At 67.3% G+C, this 17211-nt stretch carries 10 protein-coding genes; 8 read left to right on the top strand and 2 right to left on the bottom strand.

The features are described 5' to 3' along the window. The first annotated feature begins 4 nt into the window (after positions 1-4). The 6 genes from aroB (at position 5) to eno (ending at position 11779) form a co-directional block, all read left to right on the top strand. Positions 5-1111, top strand: a complete 1107-nt coding sequence (gene aroB, locus OP498_RS04900) for a 3-dehydroquinate synthase (RefSeq protein ID WP_280552809.1) — start codon at positions 5-7, stop codon at positions 1109-1111. Positions 1112-1519: 408 nt separating this feature from the next. Further along, on the top strand, positions 1520-5968 hold the full coding sequence (gene gltB, locus OP498_RS04895; protein WP_280552808.1) for a glutamate synthase large subunit: 4449 nt from the start codon (positions 1520-1522) through the stop codon (positions 5966-5968). Positions 5969-6086: 118 nt separating this feature from the next. Beyond that, positions 6087-7508, top strand: a complete 1422-nt coding sequence (locus OP498_RS04890; protein WP_280552807.1) for an FAD-dependent oxidoreductase — start codon at positions 6087-6089, stop codon at positions 7506-7508. A 400-nt stretch (positions 7509-7908) separates the two neighbouring features. Then, complete coding sequence (locus OP498_RS04885) at positions 7909-9564, top strand: CTP synthase (protein WP_280546301.1); 1656 nt, start codon at positions 7909-7911, stop codon at positions 9562-9564. Between the two features lie 14 nt (positions 9565-9578). Then, positions 9579-10451, top strand: a complete 873-nt coding sequence (gene kdsA, locus OP498_RS04880; protein WP_280546396.1) for a 3-deoxy-8-phosphooctulonate synthase — start codon at positions 9579-9581, stop codon at positions 10449-10451. A gap of 35 nt (positions 10452-10486) precedes the next feature. Next, positions 10487-11779, top strand: coding sequence for a phosphopyruvate hydratase (gene eno / locus OP498_RS04875; RefSeq protein WP_280552806.1), 1293 nt, complete (start codon positions 10487-10489; stop codon positions 11777-11779). 497 nt (positions 11780-12276) lie between these two features. On the opposite strand, the gene fdxA is transcribed toward eno, so the two are convergent. Then, entirely contained in the window at positions 12277-12600 is a 324-nt protein-coding gene (gene fdxA / locus OP498_RS04870; protein WP_280546298.1) for a ferredoxin FdxA, read from the bottom strand. Between the two features lie 163 nt (positions 12601-12763). Continuing rightward, positions 12764-15352: a DNA mismatch repair protein MutS gene (mutS, locus tag OP498_RS04865; RefSeq protein WP_280552805.1), complete on the bottom strand. Its 2589-nt coding sequence runs from the start codon at positions 15350-15352 to the stop codon at positions 12764-12766. A gap of 144 nt (positions 15353-15496) precedes the next feature. Here mutS and OP498_RS04860 point away from each other — a divergent pair, with 144 nt between their 5' ends. Further along, a complete protein-coding gene (locus OP498_RS04860; protein WP_280552804.1) occupies positions 15497-16009 on the top strand; it encodes a CinA family protein in 513 nt (170 codons plus the stop codon). Positions 16010-16140: 131 nt separating this feature from the next. After that, entirely contained in the window at positions 16141-17208 is a 1068-nt protein-coding gene (gene recA, locus OP498_RS04855) for a recombinase RecA (protein WP_280546295.1), read from the top strand. The last annotated feature ends 3 nt before the right edge of the window (positions 17209-17211 follow it).

Genomic DNA, 17211 nt, shown 5'->3' with positions numbered 1-17211 from the left:
CGCCATGAACGATTCCCGCAAGGCTCCGAGCACCCTCGAGGTGGCGCTGGGCAGCCGCAGCTATCCCATCCACATCGGCCCCGGGCTGCTGGGCGATCCTCGCTGGTTGGCCCCGCACCTGGCCGGGCGCCAGGTCATGGTGGTGACCAACGAGACGGTGGCGCCGCGCTACCTGGCACGCCTCAGGCAGGGGCTCGGCGATGACCTCGACGTGCGCGAGCTGGTGCTGCCCGATGGCGAGGCCACCAAGACACTCGCCAGCGTCGAGCGGATCTGGGATACCCTGCTGGCGGCCGGCTTCAACCGTCGCTGCACCCTCATTGCCCTGGGCGGCGGGGTGATCGGCGACATGGTCGGCTTCGCCGCGGCCTGCTACCAGCGCGGCGTGGCCTTCGTGCAGGTGCCGACCACGCTGCTCGCCCAAGTCGACTCCTCGGTGGGCGGCAAGACGGGGGTGAACCACCCGCGGGGCAAGAACATGATCGGCGCCTTCTGGCAGCCGCGGGCAGTGCTGGTGGATACCGACACCCTGGCGACGCTGCCGGCCCGCGAGCTCTCCGCAGGGCTCGCCGAGGTGATCAAGTACGGCCTGATCCGCGATGCCGACTTCCTGGCCTGGCTGGAAGCGCAGATGGACGCCTTGCGCGGCCTCGACGCCGCCGCTCTGACCCGGGCCATCGAGTGCAGCTGTGCCCTCAAGGCCGAGATCGTCGCCGAGGATGAGACCGAGCAGGGGGTGAGGGCGCTGCTCAACCTCGGTCATACCTTCGGCCACGCCATCGAGGCCCACCAGGGCTACGGCCACTGGCTGCATGGCGAGGCCGTGGGCACCGGCATGCTGATGGCCGCCGAGCTCTCCCGGCGGCTGGGCTGGCTGAGCGATGCGGAGGTGGCGCGCACCCGGGCGATCATCGAGGCCGCTGGCCTGCCCCTGGCGGCCCCGGCCGACATGTCGGTGGACGACTTCCTCGCTATCATGCGTCTCGACAAGAAGAACCTCGACAGCCGCCTGCGCCTGATCCTGCTGCACACCCTGGGCGAGGCCTGCATCCATGACGCGACCCCAACCGAGACCCTGGCCGCGCTGATCGAGGCGTTCCCACGCCGCTGATGCCGACCAGCGCCTGCCTGCCTGATGACGCCCGCCCTGCGCGGGCGTCTTCGTGTCGGGACAAGCATTTGCATGGCGTATGCCGGATCGGCATGGGGAAATGGGAAGATATTAGCCTAAAGTCTAATGCATTCTCCGGCGCGTGGCTGGGCCGTGGTTGGGCCTTGCAAGCCATTGAGATAGCGGGTTTTTTTTGGATTATTTTCGGTGCAAGTCGCGGATTTGTCGATGGTTTTTCATGGCGTGCGGGGGGCGAAATATTGCGCGGTGGGGGCGGCTCTGGCTATGCTGGTCGGCCTTTTGTCGAGCAGTCGTGCGGCCGCTTCAGGCGCAGCATGAAATAAGAAAAAACGATAACGATAACATGTGATGACTGCCAAATAAACTCTTCAACCCGAGGCACCGCCCATGAACAGAGGTCTTCATCAGCCTGGCGAGTTCCGCGACAACTGCGGGTTCGGCCTGATCGCCCATATGGAGGGCCAGGCCAGCCACGACCTGCTCAAGACCGCCATCGAGTCCCTGACCTGCATGACCCACCGTGGCGGTATTGCGGCCGACGGCAAGACCGGCGATGGGTGCGGGCTGCTGCTCCAGATGCCCGATGCCTTCATGCGCGACGTCGCCAAGGAATCTCTCGGTGTGGAGTTGGGCGAGCACTTCGCCGTGGGCGTGGTGTTCCTGCCTGACGACGACGCCCGTGAGGCCCGCGGCCGCGAGACCCTGGTCGCCGAGCTCGAGGCGCGTGGCCTGCGGGTGGCCGGCTGGCGCGACGTGCCGGTGGATGCCAGCGTTTGCGGGCCCATGGCACTCGACTGCCTGCCGCGGATCCGCCAGCTGTTCGTCGAGGCGGGGAGCGACGAGGCCGGGCATTTCGATGTGGATCTGTTCATGGCCCGCCGCCGCGCCGAGGAGACGTTGCGCGACGACGAGGACTTCTATGTCTGCTCGCTCTCCCGCGAGGTGGTCTCCTACAAGGGGCTGATGATGCCGGTGGACCTGCCGGCCTTCTACCCCGACCTGGGCGACGAGCGCCTGGAGACCGCGATCTGCGTCTTCCACCAGCGCTTCTCCACCAACACCGCGCCGCGCTGGCCGTTGGCCCAGCCGTTCCGCCTGCTGGCCCACAACGGCGAGATCAATACCGTGGAGGCCAACCGCGGCTGGGCCAACTCGCGCAAGGAGAACTTCTTAAGCGACAGGCTGCCCGAGATCGTCGAGCTCGACGAGATCGTCAATACCACCGGGTCGGACTCCTCGAGCATGGACAACATGCTCGAGGTGCTGCTCACCGGCGGCATGGAGCTGCATCGTGCGGTGCGCATGATGGTGCCGCCGGCCTGGCAGAACGTGGAGCTGATGGACGGCGACCTGCGCGCCTTCTACGAATACAACTCCATGCACATGGAGCCCTGGGATGGCCCCGCCGGGGTGGTGATGACCGATGGTCGCCAGGCCGTCTGCATGCTCGACCGCAACGGGCTTCGCCCGGCCCGCTGGGTGATCACCAAGAATGGCTACATCACCCTGGCCTCGGAGATCGGCACCTACGGCTACAAGCCCGAGGACGTGGTGGCCAAGGGGCGTGTCGGCCCGGGCCAGATACTGGCCGTGGACACCGAAACCGGCGAGGTGCTGCATACCTCTGACATCGACGAGCGCCTCAAGTCCGCCTATCCCTACAAGCGCTGGCTGAAGCAGGAGGCCCAGTACCTGGAGTCGGCGCTGACCGAGCTCGCCAGCTTCCAGAACATGGACCCCGAGGCCCTGCTCACCCAGCAGAAGATGTTCCAGGTCAGCTTCGAGGAGCGCGACCAGGTGCTGCGGCCGCTGGCCGAGAGCGGCCAGGAGGCCGTGGGCTCCATGGGCGACGACACCCCCATGGCGGTGCTCTCCGGCAAGCAGCGGATGCTCACCGACTACTTCCGCCAGAAGTTCGCCCAGGTCACCAACCCGGCCATCGACCCGCTGCGCGAGGCGATCGTGATGTCGCTGGAGACCTGCGTCGGCGCCGAGCTCAACGTCTTCAAGGCGACCCCGGAGCACGCCCACCGCATCATCCTGACCACGCCGATCCTCTCGCCGCGCAAGTTCGCCGCCCTGGTCAACCAGGATGACCCGGCCTTCACCAGCCACACCCTGTCGCTGGGCTATGACCCCCAGGAGATCGGCCTCAAGGGGGCGATCCATGAGCTCTGCCGCCAGGCCGAGGAGGCGGTCAACGACGGCAAGGTGATCCTGGTGCTCAGCGACGGCGAGCTGGACAAGGGGCGGGTGCCCATCCATGCGGCGCTGGCCGTGGGTGCGGTGCACCACCACCTGGGCCGCCTGGCCCTGCGCCCGCGCTGCAACATCGTGGTGGAGACCGGTTATGCCCGCGATGCCCACCAGATGGCGGTGCTGTTCGGGGTGGGGGCCACCGCGGTCTTCCCCTGGCTGGCCTACCAGGTCATGGCCGACATGCACCATACCGGCGAGCTGGTCGGCAACCCCGCCGATGCCCGGGAGCACTACCGCAAGGGCCTGCAGAAGGGGCTGTTCAAGATACTGTCCAAGATGGGCATCTCGACGCTCGCCTCCTACCGGGGCTCCCAGCTGTTCGAGGCGGTGGGCCTCGCCTCGGAGGTGGTCGAGCTGTGCTTCACCGGCATGGCCTCGCGCATCGAGGGCACCGGCTTCAGCGAGCTGCAGTTGCAGCAGGAGCTGCTGGGACGCGAGGCCTGGACGCCGCGCAAGGGCGTCCCCCAGGGCGGCCTGATGAAGTACGTCCATGGCCACGAATACCACGCCTACAATCCCGATGTGGTCATGTCGCTGCAGGAGGCGGTCCAGGAGGGCGACTACGCCAAGTGGAAGACGTTTGCCCGGCTGGTCAACGAGCGCTCGCCGGCCACCCTGCGTGACCTGCTCGGGCTCAGGCCTGCCACCGAGCCGCTGCCGATGGAGGAGGTCGAGGCGGTCGAGGACCTGCTGCCACGCTTCGACAGCGCCGGGATGAGTCTCGGCGCCCTCTCGCCCGAGGCCCATGAGGCCCTGGCCCAGGCCATGAACGAGGCCGGCGGGCGCTCCAACTCCGGCGAGGGGGGCGAGGACCCGGCCCGCTACGGCACCCTCCGCTCCTCCAAGATCAAGCAGATCGCCTCCGGGCGCTTCGGCGTCACGCCGGCCTACCTGGTCAATGCCGAGGTGCTGCAGATCAAGGTGGCCCAGGGCGCCAAGCCCGGCGAGGGCGGCCAGCTGCCCGGCGGCAAGGTCAATGAGCTGATCGCCCGGCTGCGCTACTCGGTGCCCGGCGTGACCCTGATCTCGCCGCCGCCGCACCACGACATCTACTCCATCGAGGACCTGGCGCAGCTGATCTTCGACTTGAAGCAGGTCAACCCCGATGCCCAGGTCTCGGTGAAGCTGGTCTCCGAGCCCGGCATCGGCACCATCGCCACCGGCGTGGCCAAGGCCTACGCCGACCTGATCACCGTCTCCGGCTACGACGGCGGTACCGCGGCGAGCCCGCTGACCTCGATTAAGCACGCCGGCAGCCCCTGGGAGCTGGGCCTGCCCGAGGTGCACCAGGCGCTGCGCATCAACGGCCTGCGCGACAAGATCCGCCTGCAGACCGACGGCGGCCTGAAGACCGGCCTCGACGTGGTCAAGGCGGCGATCCTCGGCGCCGAGAGCTTCGGCTTTGGCACCGCGCCCATGGTGGCGCTGGGCTGCAAGTACCTGCGCATCTGCCACCTCAACAACTGCGCCACCGGCGTGGCCACCCAGATGCAGTACCTGCGCGACGAGCACTTCCGCGGCACCGTGGACATGGTCAAGCACTACTTCCGCTTCATTGCCGAGGAGGTGCGCGAGCTGATGGCCCTGCTGGGTGTGCGCAAGCTCACCGACCTGATCGGTCGCACCGACCTGCTGGAGGTGCTGGAGGGCGTCACCGCCTCCCAGCGCAAGCTCGACCTGTCGGGGCTGCTGGGCAACGACTTCGTGCCGCAAGACGCGCCGCAGTTCTGTGCGGTCAGCCGCAACGTCCCCCATGACCCGGGGGCCAAGAACCAGGAGGTGCTCGAGGCGCTCAAGGACGCCATCGAGGCGAAGTCCGGCGGCGAGTTCACTTTCACCATCACCAACTGCGACCGCAGCGTCGGGGCGCTGACCTCCGGGGCCATCGCCAAGCGCTATGGCGAGGCGGGGCTCGAGGATGCGCCGGTCACCGCGCGCTTCACCGGCGTGGCCGGCCAGAGCTTCGGCGTCTGGAATGCCCGCGGCCTCAATCTCTACCTGGAGGGCGATGCCAACGACTATGTCGGCAAGGGCATGAACGGCGGCAAGGTGGTGATCGTGCCGCCGGCCGGCAGTGCCTTCGAGAGCCACCGGACCGCCATCATCGGCAATACCTGCCTGTACGGCGCCACCGGCGGCAAGCTGTTCGCCGCGGGTACCGCCGGCGAGCGCTTCGGGGTGCGCAACTCCGGCGCCCATGCGGTGATCGAGGGCGCCGGCGACCACTGCGGCGAGTACATGACCGGCGGCCTGGTCTGCGTGCTCGGCGAGGTGGGCGTCAACTTCGGCGCGGGCATGACCGGCGGCTTCGCCTACGTGCTCGACGAGGACCGCACCTTCGTCGACAAGTACAACCATGAACTGGTGGAGATCCATCGGGTGAACACCGAGGTCATGGAGGCCTATCGGCGTTATCTGCGGGAGATCATCGAGGAGTACGTGGCCGAGACCGGCTCCGCGCGCGGCCGCGCGATTCTCGAGGACTTCAGCGACTTCGTCCGTCACTTCTGGCTGGTGAAGCCCAAGGCCGCGAGCCTGGGCAGCCTGCTGGCCCAATCCCGGCGTCAGCCGGAATAAGGGTCGGCGTCAGCCGGAATAAGGGCCGGCGTCAGCCGGAGTAGGTGAATCGGCGTCGGCCGGAATCAGCCACCGCCGAGACGACGAGATCGCCCCGCAGACATCAGGAGCAGAGACCATGGCTAACCGCTTGAGCAACGATTTCCAGTTCATCGACGTGGGTCGCCAGGACCCGCAGAAGAAGGAGGCGCGCACCCGGGCCAGGGAGTTCGCCGAGATCTACGAGCCCTACAAGCCCCAGGAGGCGGCCGGGCAGGCACACCGCTGCCTGCACTGCGGCAACCCCTACTGCGAGTGGAAGTGCCCGGTCCACAACTACATTCCCAACTGGCTGCAGCTGGTCAGCGAGGGCAACATCCTCGAGGCGGTGGAACTGTGCCACCGCACCAACTCGCTGCCCGAGGTGTGCGGGCGGGTCTGCCCCCAGGACCGCCTCTGCGAGGGGGCCTGTACCCTCAACGACGGCTTCGGCGCGGTGACCATCGGCTCGGTGGAGAAGTACATCACCGACACCGCCTTCGCCATGGGCTGGCGCCCGGATCTTTCCCGCGTCACCCAGACCGGCCGCAAGGTGGCGGTGATCGGTGCCGGCCCCGCGGGGCTGGGCTGCGCCGACATCCTGGTGCGCAACGGCGTCAAGCCGGTGGTGTTCGACAAGTATCCGGAGATCGGCGGGTTGCTGACCTTCGGCATCCCCGAGTTCAAGCTCGACAAGACGGTGATGGAGCGCCGTCGGGCCGTCTTCGAGGAGATGGGCATGGATTTCCGCCTCGGCGTCGAGGTGGGCAAGGACGTCGAGTTCGATCGCCTGCTCGAGGAGTACGATGCCGTCTTCCTGGGCATGGGCACCTATAAGTACATGGAGGGCGGCTTCCCCGGCGAGGACCTGCCCGGTGTGTACAAGGCCCTCGACTACCTGATCGCCAACGTCAATCACTGCCTGGGTTTCGAGAAGGACCCGCGGGAGTTCACTTCGCTGAAGGGCCAGCGGGTGGTGGTGCTGGGCGGCGGCGATACCGCCATGGACTGCAACCGCACGGCCATCCGCCAGGGCGCCACCAGCGTGACCTGCGCCTACCGCCGTGACGAGCAGAACATGCCCGGCTCCAAGCGCGAGGTGGCCAACGCCCGCGAGGAGGGGGTGGAGTTCCTGTTCAACCGCCAACCGGTGGCGGTGGTCGGCGAGGGCAAGGTCGAGGGCGTGAAGGTGGTGCGCACCCGCCTGGGCGAGCCCGACGAGAACGGCCGGCAGCGCCCGGAAGTGGTGCCCGGTTCCGAGGAGATCATCTCCGCCGATGCGGTGGTCGTGGCCTTCGGCTTTCAGCCGAGCCCGGCGCCCTGGTTCGAGACCGTGGGCATCGAGATCGACGAGCGCGGCCGGGTTAAGGCACCGGAGGAGGGGGGCGCCCATGCCTTCCAGACCACCAACGAGAAGATCTTCGCCGGCGGCGACATGGTGCGCGGCTCCGACCTGGTAGTCACCGCCATCTACGAAGGCCGCCAGGCCGGCGAGGGCATCCTGGACTACCTGGGGGTCTGAGCTACGGGCTTCGGGCAATGCGCAGTGAGCCGTTCGGAATTATCATGCTGCTCGAAGCTCGAAGCTCGAAGCTCGAAGCTCGAAGCTCGAAGCTCGAAGCTCGAAGCTCGAAGCTCGAAGTTCGATGGCTCCACCAAGAGTGAGCGGCGCCGGGGACAGGTCGTAGAGGGGGTCCTATGCCATGGATGGCATCGGTAGCGTACAGGGAGGTATTCACAGCGCCCCCTCGAAGGCCTGTCGCCGGGTAAGCCGCGAGTTTGGCTCCGTCTTGAATATGGATAAGCGTCGAGCCAGGCCGCCGGCGCTGAAATTGAGCCATTGGTCGTATTCTGCTAGTCTGTCGTCCCATCCTGGCGCGGCTTCCTGCCGTGCCTACCGATCACGTTTCGACAGGTTCTCCATGACACGATATATCTTCGTGACCGGCGGCGTTGTGTCTTCACTCGGCAAGGGCATCGCATCGGCCTCGCTGGCGGCGATTCTCGAGGCGCGCGGCCTCAGGGTCACCATGCTCAAGCTCGATCCCTACATCAACGTGGATCCGGGCACCATGAGTCCCTTCCAACACGGCGAGGTGTTCGTCACCGAGGATGGCGCCGAGACCGACCTGGACCTGGGCCACTACGAGCGCTTCATCCGCACGAAGATGACCCAGGCCAACAACTTCACCACCGGGCGCGTCTACGAGAACGTGCTGCGCAAGGAGCGCCGCGGCGACTACCTGGGTGGCACCGTGCAGGTGATCCCGCACATCACCGACGAGATCAAGCGCCGTGTCTATGCCGGTGGCGAGGGCTTCGACGTGGCCCTGGTCGAGATCGGCGGCACCGTGGGTGACATCGAGTCGCTGCCCTTCCTGGAATCGATCCGCCAGATCAGAAGCGAGCTGGGGGCCAGCCGGGCGATCTTCATGCACCTGACGTTAGTGCCTTATATCAAGACGGCGGGGGAGACCAAGACCAAGCCGACCCAGCACAGCGTCAAGGAGCTTCGCTCCATCGGCATCCAGCCGGACATCCTGATCTGCCGCAGCGAGGTGGAGCTCGAGGAGACAGAGCGACGCAAGATTGCGCTGTTCACTAACGTGGAAGAGCGTGCCGTCATCCCGCTGCAGGACGCCGACACCATCTATCGTATCCCGCTGATGCTCCACGAGCAGGGCCTCGACGATATCGTCTGCGACAAGCTGCGACTCGAAGCCGCCGAGGCCGACCTCGGCGAGTGGGTGCACGTGCTCGATGCCAAGCTCAACCCGCTGAAGTCGATCAACATCGCCATGGTCGGCAAGTACATGGAACTGCTCGATGCCTACAAGTCGCTCAACGAGGCACTGATCCACGCCGGCATCCAGACCCGGGTGAAGGTCAACGTCGACTATGTCGACTCCGAGGACATCGAGCACCACGGCACCGAGCGCCTGGCCGGCAAGGATGCCATCCTGGTGCCCGGCGGCTTCGGCGAGCGCGGCGTGGAAGGCAAGATCGCCACCGCCCGCTTTGCCCGCGAGAGCGGCATTCCCTATCTCGGCATCTGCCTCGGCATGCAGGTGGCGGTGATCGAATTTGCCCGCAACGTGGCCGGCTGGGAGGATGCCAATTCCACCGAGTTCACCCACGACACCCAGCATCCGGTGGTCGGCCTGATCACCGAGTGGCTGAGTCCCGAGGGCAAGGTCGAGTTGCGCGACGCGGCCTCCGACCTCGGCGGTACCATGCGCCTGGGCGGCCAGGTCTGCCAGCTCAAGGCCGGCAGCAGGGCGCGCGAGGCCTACGCAAGCGACGAGATCGTCGAGCGCCACCGCCACCGCTTCGAGGTGAACAACCAGTTCATCGACGACCTGGAGAAGGCCGGCCTGGTGGTCTCCGGCAAGAGCGTCGACGACTCCCTGGTGGAGATGGTCGAGCTGCCGGATCACCCCTGGTACGTCGCCTGCCAGTTCCACCCGGAGTTCACCTCCACGCCGCGTGACGGCCATCCGCTGTTCACCGGCTTCGTCAATGCGGCGCTGGAGCATAAGGCGGCACGCATCCGCGCCCAGTCCTCCCACCAGGAGTGAGGCCCATGTCCGTGATGAGCGAGTCTGCCCCCGAACGCCAGATCCCAGAGCGTCATATATCAGTCGCCGGCCTGACGGCCGGCAATTCGTTGCCGCTGATGCTGCTGGGCGGCATGAACGTGCTGGAATCCCGCGAGCTGGCCCTCGAGGTCGCCGAGACCTATGCGTCGGTGACCCGCCGCCTCGGCATGCCCTACGTCTTCAAGGCGAGTTTCGACAAGGCCAACCGCAGCTCCATCCACTCCTTCCGCGGCCCCGGCCTGGAGAAGGGGCTCGCGATCCTGTCCGAGGTGAAGGCTCGCTTCGGGGTGCCGATCATCACCGACGTCCACGAGCCCTGGCAGGCCAAGCCTGTGGCCGAGGTCGCCGACATCATCCAGCTGCCGGCCTTCCTGGCGCGCCAGACCGACCTGGTAGTGGCCATCGCCGAGACCGGGGCGGTGATCAACATCAAGAAGCCGCAGTTCCTGGCGCCCCACGAGGTACGCCACATCATTCGCAAGTGCGAAGAGGCCGGCAACGACAGGTTGTTGCTTTGCGAGCGCGGATCCAGCTTCGGCTATAACAATCTGGTCGTCGACATGCTTGGCTTCGGTGACATGAAGCAGACCGGCTATCCTGTCTTCTTCGATGTCACGCACTCCCTGCAGCGCCCGGGTGGCCGGGCCGACAGCGCCGGTGGGCGTCGGCAGCAGGTGGTCGAGCTGGCCCGTGCCGGGGTGGCGGTCGGCCTGGCCGGCCTCTTCCTGGAGGCCCACCCCGATCCCGACAACGCCAAGTGCGACGGCCCCTGTGCCTTGCCGCTGGATCGCCTCGAGCCCTTCCTGGCTCAGCTGAAGGCCGTCGATGACCTCGTGAAGGGCTTTACCCCGCTCGAGATTTCCTGATTCCCCCCCACGCTGACACGACAAGGACCCACAAGATGACCAAGATCGTCGAACTCCGCGCCCTCGAGGTGCTCGATTCACGCGGCAATCCCACCGTGCAGGCCGAAGTGCGCCTGGAAAGCGGCGCCACCGGCGTAGCCTGTGCGCCCAGCGGGGCCTCTACCGGCTCCCGCGAGGCGCTGGAGCTGCGTGATGGCGACAAGAGTCGCTACCTGGGCAAGGGCGTGCTGAAGGCCGTGGAGGCCGTCAACACGACCATCCGTGCGCGCCTGGTGGGCATGGATGCCCGTGACCAGCGCGGGCTGGATGATGCCATGCTGGTGCTGGACGGCACCGACAACAAGGCATCGCTGGGTGCCAACGCCATCCTGGCGGTGTCGCTGGCGGCGGCCAAGGCGGCGGCCAATGCCAAGGGCATGCCGCTCTACGCGCATATTGCCGAGCTCTACGGCCAGCCCGGGCAGTACCTGATGCCGGTGCCGATGATGAACATCATCAACGGCGGCGAGCATGCCGACAACAACGTCGACATCCAGGAGTTCATGATCCAGCCGGTGGGCGCGCCGAGCTTTCGCGAGGGATTGCGCATGGGCGCCGAGATCTTCCATGCCCTGAAGAAGGTGCTCAGCGCCCGAGGACTTGCCACCTCGGTGGGCGATGAGGGCGGCTTCGCGCCGAACCTCGACTCCAATGCCGAGGCTCTGGCGGTGATCCAGCAGGCCGTGGCCGACGCCGGCTACCGCCTGGGCGACGACGTGACCCTGGCGCTGGACTGCGCCTCCTCCGAGTTCTATCGGGACGGCCAGTACGACCTCGCCGGTGAAGGCAAGACCTTCGACGCCGCCGGCTTCGTCGACTACCTGGCCGAGCTGTGCGAGCAGTTCCCGATCGTCTCCATCGAGGACGGCATGGACGAGTCCGACTGGGACGGCTGGAAGGTGCTGACCGACCGGCTGGGCGACAAGATCCAGCTGGTGGGCGACGACCTCTTCGTCACCAACACCAAGATTCTCAAGCGTGGCATCGACGAGCAGATCGGCAACTCCATCCTGATCAAGTTCAACCAGATCGGCTCGCTCTCCGAGACCCTGGAGGCGATCCGCATGGCCCAGGATGCCGGCTTCACCGCGGTGATTTCCCATCGCTCCGGCGAGACCGAGGACACCACCATCGCCGATCTGGCCGTGGGCACCTGCGCCGGCCAGATCAAGACCGGCTCGCTGAGCCGCTCGGACCGCGTGGCCAAGTACAACCGCCTGCTGGTGATCGAACAGGAGCTGGACGGCCAGGTGGACTATCCGGGGCGCGCCGCGATCAAGGGGCAGTAAGCGAACAGTGTTGCCTTTTGCGTGATCTCTTGTAGGAGATCGCCTACAGGGTGACGAAGAGATTCGCCATTCTGGCGTCGGACAGGGTCGACCCTTCATGGGGTCGACCCTTTCATTTTGTTGATTTTCATGGGTTTTCATTTTTGCCGTGGTACGGGGCAGGCAGGCGTGCCCCTCCCCCCGGCGCGTCACGGGCGGGGTTGTGCGGCAATGCGGCTATGCCACACTGCATTCGGGATGTGGGAGAGCGGGGATGCTCTTCCGGCAGGATGCAACGGGATGCGTCAAGTGATGCGCACGGTGCGGCAGGAGGCCGCTCCCGGGCAGGGAAGGCATCACGGGAGTCGGGCGGAGGGAGCCGCTCGAGGATCGGCTGGGAGCGGGCGGCCTGCGGGCCGCCTTTTTGCCGAGTGTTCTCCTTCTTCGCTCAGGGCAGAAACGACGACGCCGGATGTCTCATGACATCCGGCGTCGTCGTGTCCGTCCGTGTCGGCGGTTCAGCGCTCGAGCAGCTCCAGCTTGCCCGGCTTGCCGTCCCACTCCTCGGCATCCTCCGGGGGATCCTTCTTCTCGCTGATATTGGGCCATACCTCGGCCAGCTCGGCGTTGATCTCGAGAAACTGCTCCTGCCCCTCGGGTATCTCATCCTCCGCGAAGATCGCTTCGGCGGGGCACTCCGGCTCGCACAGGGCGCAGTCGATGCACTCGTCGGGGTGGATCACCAGGAAGTTGGGGCCTTCGTAGAAGCAGTCCACCGGGCAGACCTCGACACAGTCGGTGTACTTGCACTTGATGCAGTTCTCGGTGACGACGAATGTCATGCCAGTCTCCCATTCTCTGGCCGTGGCAGGGCGCGGCCGGTAGTCGATGATGCAAAATGAGTTATAAGAAAAAATATTCTTATAATGTCAGGAATTTGATCGAGCCATTCTAGTCGCGGCGAGGGCAACCTCGCAAGCCGGGCTCGGCGCCATTGTCGGCCATTCACAGCGCCTCCTTCCAGCGGTAGAGCAGCTCCAGGGCCTGGCGGGGTGACAGCGCGTCAGGATCCAGGCTGCCCAGCTGCTCGACCAGCGGGTGGGGCGTGCTGGCGAAGAGGTCGGCCTGGCGTGGCGCCGCCGGGCGCTCTCCCTCGCTCGTCGTGGCGGCCGGCAGCCGGCTGCCCTGGTCGATCTCCTGCTGCTCCAGGCTGGCGAGCTTCTCCCGGGCGCGGGCGATCACCCCCTGGGGGACGCCGGCGAGCTGGGCCACCTGCAGGCCGTAGCTCTGGCTGGCCGGACCGTCCTCCACCCGGTGCATGAAGACGATCCCGTCGCGGTGCTCCGCGGCCGTCAGGTGCACGTTGGCGACCCCTTCTGCCTGCTCGGCCAGTGCCGTCATCTCGAAGTAGTGAGTGGCGAACAGCGTGAAGGCGCGGGTGCGGGTCAGGTGTTCGGCGCTGGCCCAGGCCAGCGACAGGCCATCGAAGGTGCTGGTGCCGCGGCCGATCTCGTCCATCAGCACCAGGCTGTGGTCGGTGGCGTTGTGCAGGATGCTGGCGGTCTCGGTCATCTCCACCATGAAGGTGGAGCGCCCGCCGGCCAGGTCGTCCGAGGAACCGATGCGGGTGAAGATGCGGTCCACCGGCCCGATGGTGGCGGCATCCGCCGGCACGAAGCTGCCGGTGTGGGCGAGCAGGGTGATCAGCGCGGCCTGGCGCATGTAGGTGGACTTGCCGCCCATGTTAGGGCCAGTGATGACCAGCATGCGGCGCACGTCGTCCAGCACCAGGTCGTTGGGCACGAAGGGTGTCCCGGTGACCCGTTCGACCACCGGGTGGCGGCCGCCGCGGATGTCGATGCCCGGCGCCTCGGGCAGCGCCGGGCGCACGAAGTCCAGGGCCTGGGCGCGCTCGGCGAAGGCGCACAGCACATCCAGTGCCGCCAGTGCCCGCCCGGTACCCTGCAGCGCGGCGAGCTCGGCGTTCAGGGTGTCGAGAAGACCGTCGTAGAGCAGCTTCTCCCGGGCCAGGGCGCGGGATTTCGCCGAGAGGGCCTTGTCCTCGAACTCCTTGAGCTCGGGGATGATGAAGCGCTCGGCGTTCTTCAGGGTCTGGCGACGGACATAGTCGACGGGGGCGTCCCGGGCCTGGGCCCGGGGGATCTCGATGTAGTAGCCGTGGACCCGGTTGTAGCCCACCTTGAGGCCGGGCAGCCCGGTCCGCTCGCGCTCCCGGGCCTCCAGGCGAACCAGATAGTCGCCGGCGTGCTCGGCGAGCCCGCGGTGCTCGTCGAGCTCGGCGTCGAAGCCTCCGGCGACCACCCCGCCGTCGCGGATCACCACCGGCGGGTTCTCCACCAGGGCGCGGGTCAGGGTGTCGGCCAGCGCCGGGAAGGGCTGGATATGGTGCCGCAGCTCGTCCAGCGTGCTGCCCTCGCCGTAGGCCTCGAGGTCGGCCTGGAGGTCGGGCAGGGCGACCAGGGCGTCGCGCAGGCGGGCCAGGTCCCGGGGTCGTGCGCTGTAGAGGGCCACCCGGGCCAGGATCCGTTCCACGTCGCCGATCGCCTTGAGTGACTCACGCAGGGTGGCGAAGCCCTCGTCGTCGAGCAGCAGCGCCACCGCCGCCTGGCGGCCGCCGACCTGCGCGCGGTCGCGCAGCGGGCGGTTGAGCCAGCGCTTGAGCAACCGCGAGCCCATGGCCGTGGCGGTGGTGTCGAGCACACTGGCCAGGGTGTTGTCGGCGCTGCCGCCGAGGTTCGCGTCGATCTCCAGGTTGCGACGGCTGGCGGCATCGATCACCACGGCGTCGTCGCGGCTCTCCACGCCGATGGCGGTGACATGGGGCAGGGCGGTGCGCTGGGTATCCCGGGCATAGTCGACCAGCACCCCGGCGGCGGTGATGGCGGCCTCCAGGTGGGCGCAGCCGAAGCCGCGCAGGTCCTGGACCTGGAACTGGTCGCACAGGGTGCGCGTCGCGCTCTCGAGGTCGAACAGCCAGTCGCTCTGGCGACGCAGGCCGCGACGCCCCTCCAGCGCGGCCGGCAGAGCCAGGCTCTCGGCGACCAGCAGCTCGGCGGGGTCGAGACGCTGCAGTTCGGCGAGCATCTCGCTCTCGCCCTCGACCTCCAGCACGTTGAAGCGTCCGCTGGAGAGTTCCAGCCAGGCCAGCCCCCAGCGCTCGCCGAGCGGGGCCACGGCGACCAGCAGGTTGTCGCGGCGGGCATCCAGCAATGCCTCGTCGTAGAGGGTGCCCGGGGTGACGATGCGCACCACGCGGCGCTCCACCGGGCCCTTGCTGGTGGCCGGGTCGCCGATCTGCTCGCAGATCGCCACCGACTCGCCGGCGGCCACCAGGCGGGCCAGATACCCCTCGGCGCTGTGGTAGGGCACGCCGGCCATGGGAATCGGCTGGCCCGCGGACTGGCCACGCTGGGTCAGGGTGATGTCGAGCAGGGCGGCGGCGCGCCGGGCATCGTCGAAGAACAGCTCGTAGAAGTCGCCCATACGGTAGAAGAGCAGCACGTCGGGGTGCTCGCGCTTGATCTTCAGGTACTGGCTCATCATGGGGGTATGCTGGGCACTGGCCTGTGACATCGGGTTCCTGCTCTGACGGATGACGGATGGCTGGCGTCGAATGCGCCATGCATGTCGCTGACAAAGCCGTTATTGTACGGAAAAGTCATCGCTCACGCGCGGCCGGCGTCGCCTCGGCCGCGGCGAATGCCCAGGAGTCCTGCCATGCCTCCCAATGCGTCCCGCCTGGCCGATCTCGATCTCGTGGCCCTCGCCGAGCGGCTCGGTGAGCGCTGTCGGGCACGCGGCGTGACCGTCACCGCGGCGGAGTCGTGCACCGGGGGCGGGGTGGCCAGCGCCATCACCGCCGTGGCCGGCAGCTCCGACTGGTTCGAGACCGGCTACGTGACCTATGCCAACGGCGCCAAGACCCGGCTGCTGGGCGTGCCGCAAGCGCTGCTGGCCGAGCAGGGGGCGGTGAGCCGCGCCGTCGTCGAGGCGATGGTGGCCGGCGCCTGCCGCGACAGCGGCGCCGGGCTCGGCGTGGCGGTCAGCGGGGTGGCCGGCCCCGGCGGCGGCAGTCCCGACAAGCCGGTGGGCACCGTCTGGCTGGCCTGGGGCGATGCCGAACGGGCCGAGTCGGAGTGCCGCCATTTCGGTGGCGACCGTGCGGCCGTGCGCGAGCAGGCGGTGCGCGAGGCGCTGGTCGGCCTGGTGCGGCGGCTGGAGCCGCACTGACGCCGAGCAGGCCGCGCTGGCGTGACCGCAACGCTGGTCGCGCCGGGATTTTTTCGCCATACTACTGTGCAGTCATACAGTAGTTATCGGCCATCGTCACCTTCATTCGCTATCTCTCAGGAGTTCCTTACATGGCTCAGGACGAAAACCGCAGCAAGGCGCTGGATGCCGCCCTTTCCCAGATCGACCGCCAGTTCGGCAAGGGCACCGTGATGCGCCTGGGCGACGCCCCGCGCGTGGTGATGCCCTCGGTCTCCACCGGCTCGCTGGGCCTGGACATCGCCCTGGGCATCGGCGGCCTGCCGCTGGGCCGGGTGGTCGAGATCTTCGGCCCCGAATCTTCGGGCAAGACCACCCTGACCCTGTCGGTGATCGCCCAGGCCCAGAAGCAGGGCAAGACCTGCGCCTTCATCGATGCCGAGCATGCCCTGGATCCGAGCTATGCCGAGAAGCTCGGCGTCAACCTCGACGACCTGCTGGTCTCCCAGCCCGACAACGGCGAGCAGGCCCTGGAGATCTGCGACATGCTGGTGCGCTCGGGCGGCGTCGACGTGATCATCATCGACTCGGTGGCGGCGCTGACGCCGCGGGCCGAGATCGAGGGCGAGATGGGCGACTCCCACGTGGGCCTGCAGGCACGCCTGATGTCCCAGGCCCTGCGCAAGATCGCTGGTAACATCAAGAACGCCAATTGCATGGTGGTCTTCATCAACCAGATCCGCATGAAGATCGGCGTGATGTTCGGCAGCCCCGAGACCACCACCGGCGGCAATGCGCTCAAGTTCTACGCCAGCGTGCGCCTGGACATCCGCCGCACCGGCTCCGTCAAGCAAGGTGACGAGGTCACCGGCAACGAGACACGGGTCAAGGTGGTCAAGAACAAGGTCGCGCCACCGTTTCGCCAGGCGGAGTTCCAGATCCTCTACGGCAAGGGGATCTACCATGCCGGGGAGGTGGTCGATTTGGGCGTACAGTGCAAGCTGGTCGACAAGGCAGGTGCCTGGTACAGCTATCAGGGCAACAAGATTGGCCAGGGCAAGGCCAATGCCGCCCAATTCCTCGAGGATAATCCGGCGGTGATGGAGGAGATCGAGAGCCAGGTCCGCGGCCAGCTGCTCGCGCCGGTGGAGCCCAAGAAGGAGGAGGCCGTCGACGAGGCGGTCACCGCCGAGGCCGGCCGCGACGACGACCAGCCATAAGTC

The organism is Halomonas sp. 25-S5 (genome assembly GCF_029889845.1).
Lineage (GTDB): Bacteria > Pseudomonadota > Gammaproteobacteria > Pseudomonadales > Halomonadaceae > Halomonas.
The sequence above is the reverse complement of the archived record's forward strand: the minus strand, read 5'-3'. Positions and strand labels throughout refer to the sequence as shown.